Origin of the sequence: Leclercia sp. UBA7405, assembly GCF_037152215.1 — a bacterium.
In the GTDB taxonomy this organism is placed as follows: Bacteria; Pseudomonadota; Gammaproteobacteria; order Enterobacterales; family Enterobacteriaceae; genus Enterobacter; species Enterobacter pneumoniae.
Genome location: NZ_JBBCMR010000008.1, coordinates 89,816 through 96,405 on the forward strand (window position 1 = coordinate 89,816; position 6,590 = coordinate 96,405).

Sequence of the window (6,590 nt, forward strand, 5' to 3'; positions counted from 1 at the left end):
TTATGGATTAACCTGATCCAACCAACCGTATTTATCTTCTGTTTCGCCGGTGAAGAGACCAAAGAACGCTTCCTGAATACGCTTGGTCACCGGACCACGGCGGCCTTCGCCAACCTGGATCCCGTCAACGCTGCGTACCGGTGTAATTTCTGCGGCGGTACCGGACATAAATATTTCATCCGCCAGGTACAGGGATTCACGAGAGAGAACCTGCTCACGAACCTCGATCCCCAAATCATGCGCCAGCTTGATAATGGCATCGCGGGTGATACCCGGCAGTGCCGAAGAGGTAAACGGCGGCGTGAAAAGAATACCGTCTTTCACTTCAAACAGGTTTTCCCCAGCGCCTTCGGAGATGTAGCCGTTCACATCCAGTGCGATCCCTTCCTGGTAACCGTGGCGACGCGCTTCGCTGCCTACCAGCAGAGAGGAGAGGTAATTGCCGCCCGCTTTGGCCGCGGTCGGAATGGTGTTGGGTGCGACACGATTCCATGAGGAGACCATGGCATCGATCCCCTGCTCTAGCGCTTCTGCGCCCAGGTAAGCTCCCCAAGGGAACGCCGCGATGATCACATCAGTGGTATAGCCGGCCGGCGGGTTCACGCCCATACCCACATCACCCACAAATACCAGCGGGCGGATGTAGGCGCTGGTCAGGTTGTTTTTACGCAGAACCGCGCGGCAAGCTTCCATCAGCTCATCAACGCTTTGAGAAACAGGGAATCGATAGATTTTGGCTGAATCACGCAGACGCTGCATATGTTCGCGATGGCGGAACACCACTGGACCTTTGTGTGAGTCATAGCAGCGGATACCTTCAAACACAGAGGTACCGTAGTGCAGCGCGTGGGACATCACGTGGACCTTCGCGTCCTCCCAGCGAATCATCTCACCATTGGACCAAATGTAATCAGCTTTTTTCGTGGTCATTTTTCTTCCTATTGCGCTCAGGCGCGGATTTGTTGCGATGTGGTTGTGCTCTGGCAGATGGCGACATGCGCGACGTCGACCAGTTTACTTAGCTGGCTAAACAGTAATTCGACAGGCCGTGGACTGGCAACGGTCAATTCGATATTTATGTTCTGTGCATCCGTTGCGGTTTCCATATTCATCGAGCATATCTGAAAGCCCCGATGGCGAACCACGCGTAAAACACGTTCTAACGTTTCCGGGTTGAAGCGAGCCTGCACGGCGACCTGATGTTGCATCATGATAATTTCTCCAGCATTTGTGAGTTACTGGCGCCAGGCGGCACCAACGGCCAGACATTCTCAAGCTCGTCGATTGAGACATGAAGCAGGTACGGCCCTTTGCAGGACAACATGGTGTCGAGCGCCGCTTCAACCTGGTCTTTACGGGTGATGTGCTGGCCTGGAATGCCAAACGCGCTGGCCAGAACAAGGAAATCGGGATTGTCGGTAAGGGTCGTTTCGCTGTAGCGCTCCTGGAAGAAGAGCTGCTGCCACTGGCGGACCATGCCTAAACGCTGGTTATCAAGCAGTACGATCTTGACCGGTAACTGCTTACGTTTCACCGTGCCCAGCTCCTGCACGTTCATCATGAACGAGCCATCACCGGAGATGCAGATAACAGTATCGTCTGGACGTGCGACCTGTGCGCCAACGGCAGCGGGCAGACCGAAGCCCATCGTGCCTAATCCACTCGAAGTGATGAAATTCTCCGGGCGAGTGTATGTCATATGCTGGGCCGACCACATCTGATGCTGACCGACATCCGTCGTCACCACGCTGTCTACTGGCTTGCGATCCGACAGCTGTTTTAACAGCAGAGGGGCATAAATGGCGTCACCGGGATGGTCGTAACGCCAGGCGTGCTCACGGCGCATATCCGCTGCATGCTGGCGCCACGCGTCGATATTCAGCGGTTGCTGCAACGCCGGTAACAGTGCATTGAGGTCGCCCTGCAGAGCAACGTGCGCCTGACGCAGTTTGTTCATCTCTGCCGGATCGATATCCATATGAATCACTTTGGCATTAGGTGCGAAAGTATTCAGCTTACCGGTAACACGGTCGTCAAAACGGGCCCCTACAGCGATGAGCAGGTCACACTCTTGCACCGCCAGGTTCGCCGCTTTGGTACCGTGCATGCCCAACATGCCGAGATAGTACGGATTATCTGCATCGACAGCGCCCAATCCTTTCAGCGTACAGGTAGCCGGCATTTGCGTAACGGCGAGAAACTCACGCAGCGCGGGAACCGCCTGTGCCATGCCGACCCCGCCGCCGACGTAGAGCATCGGTTTTTGCGCCTGAGCCAACATGTGAGAGGCCTCTTTCACTTCGGCGTGTGGGAAAACATCGGCGCTTTCAACGGTGGAGAAATGCGGTTCCAGATCGCCCAGGGCCACCTGGATATCTTTCGGGATATCGACCAGAACCGGCCCAGGTCGACCGGAATTTGCCACTTCAAAGGCTTCAGCCATCACGCGCGGCAACTCTTCCAGGGACTGAACAAGGAAACTGTGTTTGGTGCAAGCCAGCGATAACCCGAGCACATCCACTTCCTGGAAGGCGTCGGTACCGATGAAGGGAGAAGCAACCTGACCGGTGATAGCAACAACGGGAACGGAGTCGAGCAGCGCATCGGCCAGGCCGGTGATCAGGTTGGTTGCACCAGGCCCCGATGTTGCCATGCAAACACCGGTTTTTCCGGTAGAGCGGGCGTAACCAATGGCCGCCATCGCTGCTCCCTGCTCGTGTCGGCACAACAGATGTTCCACGCCGCCGTCATACAACGCATCATAAATCGGCATAATTGCGCCACCCGGGTAACCAAAAACGGTCTCGACTCCCTGTGCACGCAACGCATGTACTACCCACTGTGCCCCATTCATAGTTACTTCCCCGTCGTAAATCGGGAGAAACAGAATTTTATGCTAAAACCCATAATCTGCTCCTCACTTATATTTTTTGGCCATAAAAAAACCCCCGGACCTTTCGGTGCGGGGGTCTTAGTTCGTTAAGGCTTGATTTTTAAGCCTTTCCTCGTCCAAGTGCAGCCCCGCACGGTGGGATAATAATCACCACCACGCTAATCACGACCAGGCTAATCACTCGTAGAAGGGTTGTCATTTTTAGTTCTTTAAGCTTCTTGTTCGAAGGAATACCTAAAGAGTTATCACAGATTCGCTCTGTATCACAAGATTTTTTTATTACGCTATTTTTTATGCGACAACGAATTTAGTTAAAAATCATTGTTTTTTATCACAAAAATAGAAAATGAATTATTTTCATTTTTTTGACCAAATTTCGTTTAAAAAGAACAAATGATGACTTTTTGCGGCGGCTGTTCCAGTGCATTGCAAGCATTGCATCGACCTAAAAAAAATTACGAATCTTGCGCGCAAAGAGAGCAATCATCCGTAATCTGGCAGCGATCGTAATGGCATAGTGCACCTTTAAGGAGGGTGTCTATGTCATTGTCGGTTGTTTATACGCGTGCGGCGTTAGGGGTAAAAGCGCCGCTCATTTCTGTTGAAGTGCATTTGAGTAATGGGCTTCCGGGGCTGACTCTGGTGGGTCTACCGGAAACCACCGTTAAGGAGGCCAGAGACCGGGTACGCAGCGCGATTATCAACAGCGGTTATACCTTTCCAGCAAAGAAAATTACCATCAACCTCGCCCCTGCGGATTTACCCAAAGAGGGAGGGCGATACGATTTACCTATCGCTATTGCGCTTCTCACTGCATCTGAGCAGCTCTCTGCACCCCGTCTGGGTCATTACGAGTTTGTGGGTGAACTGGCCCTTACAGGCGCGTTGAGAGGGGTTCCAGGTGCAATATCCGGTGCAATCGCAGCGCTGAATGCTGGTCGGGAGATCATCGTCGCTACCGATAATGCAGCAGAAGTCAGTCTTATCGAGCAGAAAGGCTGCCTGGTCGCGGGGCATTTACAGGAGGTCTGCGCCTTCCTGGAAGGGAAACATCAGCTGGCCGAGCCCGAGCCGGTGCCCTTTTCCACCGAGCCTGAATCAAATGATATCAATGATATTATTGGCCAGGAGCATGGCAAGCGCGCCCTCGAGATCACCGCGGCTGGCTCGCATAATCTCTTGCTCATTGGTCCTCCGGGTACAGGAAAGACCATGCTTGCCAGTCGGCTGAATGGACTGTTACCGCCGCTGAGTAATCATGAAGCCCTGGAAAGCGCAGCGATTATTAGTCTCGTCAATGCCAGCTCTCTGCATAAGCAGTGGCGTATGCGCCCGTTCCGCGCACCACATCATAGCGCCTCGCTGGCGGCCATGGTGGGAGGTGGTTCTATTCCGGCTCCCGGCGAGATTTCGCTGGCTCACAATGGCATTCTTTTTCTGGATGAGCTGCCAGAGTTTGAGCGACGGGTGCTTGATGCCCTGCGAGAGCCTATTGAGTCAGGCCAGATCAATATCTCCCGCACGCGCGCAAAGATAGCGTATCCGGCCCGTTTTCAGCTGATTGCAGCGATGAATCCCAGTCCGACAGGACACTATCAGGGTCAACACAATCGCTGCACGCCAGAGCAGACGTTGCGCTATCTGTCGCGGCTGTCCGGCCCTTTTCTCGACAGGTTTGATTTATCTCTGGAGATCCCCCTGCCGCCGCCAGGGCTGCTTTGCCAGATGCAGAAAACGGGAGAGGACAGCGCGACCGTGCGGAAAAGGGTCATGGCAGCACAGGGCACGCAAATGGCGCGGCAAAACAAACTCAACGCCCATCTTGATAACGCCGAGATACGCCGGTTTTGTCAGCTGGAAGCAGAAGATGCAAAATGGCTGGAGGAGACGCTTACTCGCTTCGGTCTTTCCGTTCGGGCCTGGCAGCGCCTGCTGAAGGTCGCACGCACGATTGCCGATCTGGAGAAATGTTTGAATATTGAACGAAGGCATCTGCAGGAAGCGCTGGGCTATCGCGCCATCGACAGATTATTACAGCACTTACAAAAGATGCTGACCTAAAAAAGGGGCCGTAGCCCCTCTCATTTAGTCGTCTGAATCAGTGTAATCTTCTGCACCTTCCATCTGTGGCTTGCCACCAGACAGGGTGTGGAAACGCTTAGGACGCTTAATACGTGCCATGTACTTGATCCATACACGTTCCGCTTCTGTTACAGGCTCGCGCTCGCCACGACATACGGCAACGAACAGCGTCTCTTCTTCAGTCGCAGGTTCACGTTTTCCCAGATCCAACTCGTTAAAAGCATAACCATGGCGCTCAAGCAGTTGTGCCTCTTTGATGGTGAAATCACCATGACGAGAAAATCCGCGTGGATAATTTTTGTTGTCGAAAAAACGATTAATAGTCGTAAAGCTTTCCGCCATCCTACACGCTCCTATATCTTTGGCCGAGCTATTTATGGCGCGGAGTATTAGTTACGCTTGACAGAGTGTAAAACAAAACATTTAAATCATAACGACAAATTATTTTGCGGAGAAAACCGTGGATACGGAATTGCTAAAAACTTTTCTCGAAGTAAGCAGAACGCGACACTTCGGTCGCGCCGCTGAAGCGCTTTACCTGACTCAGTCGGCCGTCAGCTTTCGTATTCGACAGCTTGAAAACCAATTGGGCGTCAATCTGTTCACTCGTCATCGCAATAACATTCGCCTGACGACGGCAGGAGAGAAGTTACTGCCCTATGCTGAGACGTTGATGAATACTTGGCAGGCTGCGCGTAAAGAAGTCGCGCATACGTCGCGGCATAACGAGTTCTCTATTGGTGCCAGCGCTTCACTGTGGGAGTGTATGTTAAGTCCGTGGCTTAACCGTCTCTATCGTTCACATGGTCACCTGCAATTTGAGGCGCGCATTGCGCAACGGCAGTCTTTGGTTAAGCAACTCCATGAAAGACAGCTGGATCTGCTTATCACCACCGAAGCACCGAAAATGGACGAATTTAGCAGCCAAATACTTGGTCAGTTCACGCTGGCGCTTTACGCCTCTGAACCTGCGGTCATGAAAAGCGACCTGAATTACCTGCGATTAGAGTGGGGGCCGGACTTTCAGCAACATGAAGCAGGGTTGATCACTGCCGAAGACGTGCCTCTTCTGACGACCAGTTCGGCAGAAATCGCCTGTCAGCAACTCGCACTGCTGAAAGGCTGCACCTGGTTGCCGCAACGATGGGCAAGTACCAAAGCGGGGTTACATACAGTGGCCGATTCGGCGACGCTTCAGCGTCCGCTATATGCTATTTGGCTACAAAATAGCGATAAGCAAGGGCAGATAAAAGATCTTCTAAAAATCAACGTGATGGACTAATAAATCGGGTTAGCAAGGATGCTAATGAGAGCCTGTGTCGAGGGAAAGAGGAGGATTTGCAGGCAAAAAAAAATCCTTTGCCGTAGCAAAGGATTCTTATATGGCAGGGGCGGAGAGACTCGAACTCGCGACACCCGGTTTTGGAGACCGGTGCTCTACCAACTGAGCTACGCCCCTAAATTTTCTTACCATTAAGCCTGCTTATAAAGCAGGCTTAATTTGAATAAGTGGCGGAACGGACGGGACTCGAACCCGCGACCCCCTGCGTGACAGGCAGGTATTCTAACCGACTGAACTACCGCTCCACCGTATTCTTTTTGTAACCACCGGGTT

At 52.7% G+C, this 6,590-nt stretch carries 7 protein-coding genes and 2 tRNA genes; 2 read left to right on the forward strand and 7 right to left on the reverse strand.

Going from position 1 to position 6,590, the window contains the following annotated elements; all coding sequences use genetic code 11:
• The 4 genes from ilvE to ilvL all read right to left on the reverse strand — a co-directional run bounded on the left by ilvE (nt 1) and on the right by ilvL (nt 3,092).
• Entirely contained in the window at nt 1–930 is a 930-nt protein-coding gene (ilvE, locus tag WFN75_RS21600) for a branched-chain-amino-acid transaminase (RefSeq protein ID WP_263616960.1), read from the reverse strand.
• A 17-nt stretch (nt 931–947) separates the two neighbouring features.
• The gene (gene ilvM, locus WFN75_RS21605; RefSeq protein ID WP_040078062.1) at nt 948–1,211 is read right to left on the reverse strand and encodes an acetolactate synthase 2 small subunit; all 264 of its coding nucleotides are present in this window, start codon (nt 1,209–1,211) and stop codon (nt 948–950) included.
• Complete coding sequence (ilvG, locus tag WFN75_RS21610; protein ID WP_212478627.1) at nt 1,208–2,854, reverse strand: acetolactate synthase 2 catalytic subunit; 1,647 nt, start codon at nt 2,852–2,854, stop codon at nt 1,208–1,210. The genes ilvM and ilvG overlap by 4 nt, the downstream gene beginning before the upstream one ends.
• 139 nt (nt 2,855–2,993) lie before the next feature.
• Nucleotides 2,994–3,092, reverse strand: a complete 99-nt coding sequence (gene ilvL / locus WFN75_RS21615) for an ilv operon leader peptide (RefSeq protein ID WP_040090233.1) — start codon at nt 3,090–3,092, stop codon at nt 2,994–2,996.
• 341 nt (nt 3,093–3,433) lie between these two features.
• Here ilvL and WFN75_RS21620 point away from each other — a divergent pair, with 341 nt between their 5' ends.
• Nucleotides 3,434–4,954 (forward strand): YifB family Mg chelatase-like AAA ATPase, encoded by a 1,521-nt coding sequence (locus WFN75_RS21620; RefSeq protein ID WP_212478628.1) that lies wholly within the window; start codon nt 3,434–3,436, stop codon nt 4,952–4,954.
• A gap of 24 nt (nt 4,955–4,978) precedes the next feature.
• Here the strand turns inward: WFN75_RS21620 and WFN75_RS21625 are convergent, their stop codons facing one another.
• On the reverse strand, nt 4,979–5,317 hold the full coding sequence (locus tag WFN75_RS21625) for a DUF413 domain-containing protein (RefSeq protein ID WP_040078058.1): 339 nt from the start codon (nt 5,315–5,317) through the stop codon (nt 4,979–4,981).
• A gap of 88 nt (nt 5,318–5,405) precedes the next feature.
• Between WFN75_RS21625 and hdfR the strand changes: the two genes are divergently transcribed.
• Nucleotides 5,406–6,257 carry an HTH-type transcriptional regulator HdfR gene (gene hdfR, locus WFN75_RS21630; protein WP_172657828.1) on the forward strand — a complete coding sequence of 284 codons (852 nt, stop codon included), beginning with the start codon at nt 5,406–5,408 and terminating at the stop codon, nt 6,255–6,257.
• Nucleotides 6,258–6,358: 101 nt separating this feature from the next.
• On the opposite strand, the gene WFN75_RS21635 is transcribed toward hdfR, so the two are convergent.
• Nucleotides 6,359–6,434, reverse strand: a tRNA-Trp gene (locus tag WFN75_RS21635).
• Between the two features lie 51 nt (nt 6,435–6,485).
• Nucleotides 6,486–6,562, reverse strand: a tRNA-Asp gene (locus WFN75_RS21640).
• Nucleotides 6,563–6,590: the final 28 nt, after the last annotated feature.

Bases quoted from the DNA above. Each gene is read 5' to 3' on its own strand.
- ilvE (WP_263616960.1), bottom strand. From the start codon at position 930: ATGACCACGAAAAAAGCTGATTACATTTGGTCCAATGGTGAGATGATT.
- ilvM (WP_040078062.1), bottom strand. From the start codon at position 1,211: ATGATGCAACATCAGGTCGCCGTGCAGGCTCGCTTCAACCCGGAAACG.
- ilvG (WP_212478627.1), bottom strand. From the start codon at position 2,854: ATGAATGGGGCACAGTGGGTAGTACATGCGTTGCGTGCACAGGGAGTC.
- ilvL (WP_040090233.1), bottom strand. From the start codon at position 3,092: ATGACAACCCTTCTACGAGTGATTAGCCTGGTCGTGATTAGCGTGGTG.
- WFN75_RS21620 (WP_212478628.1), top strand. From the start codon at position 3,434: ATGTCATTGTCGGTTGTTTATACGCGTGCGGCGTTAGGGGTAAAAGCG.
- WFN75_RS21625 (WP_040078058.1), bottom strand. From the start codon at position 5,317: ATGGCGGAAAGCTTTACGACTATTAATCGTTTTTTCGACAACAAAAAT.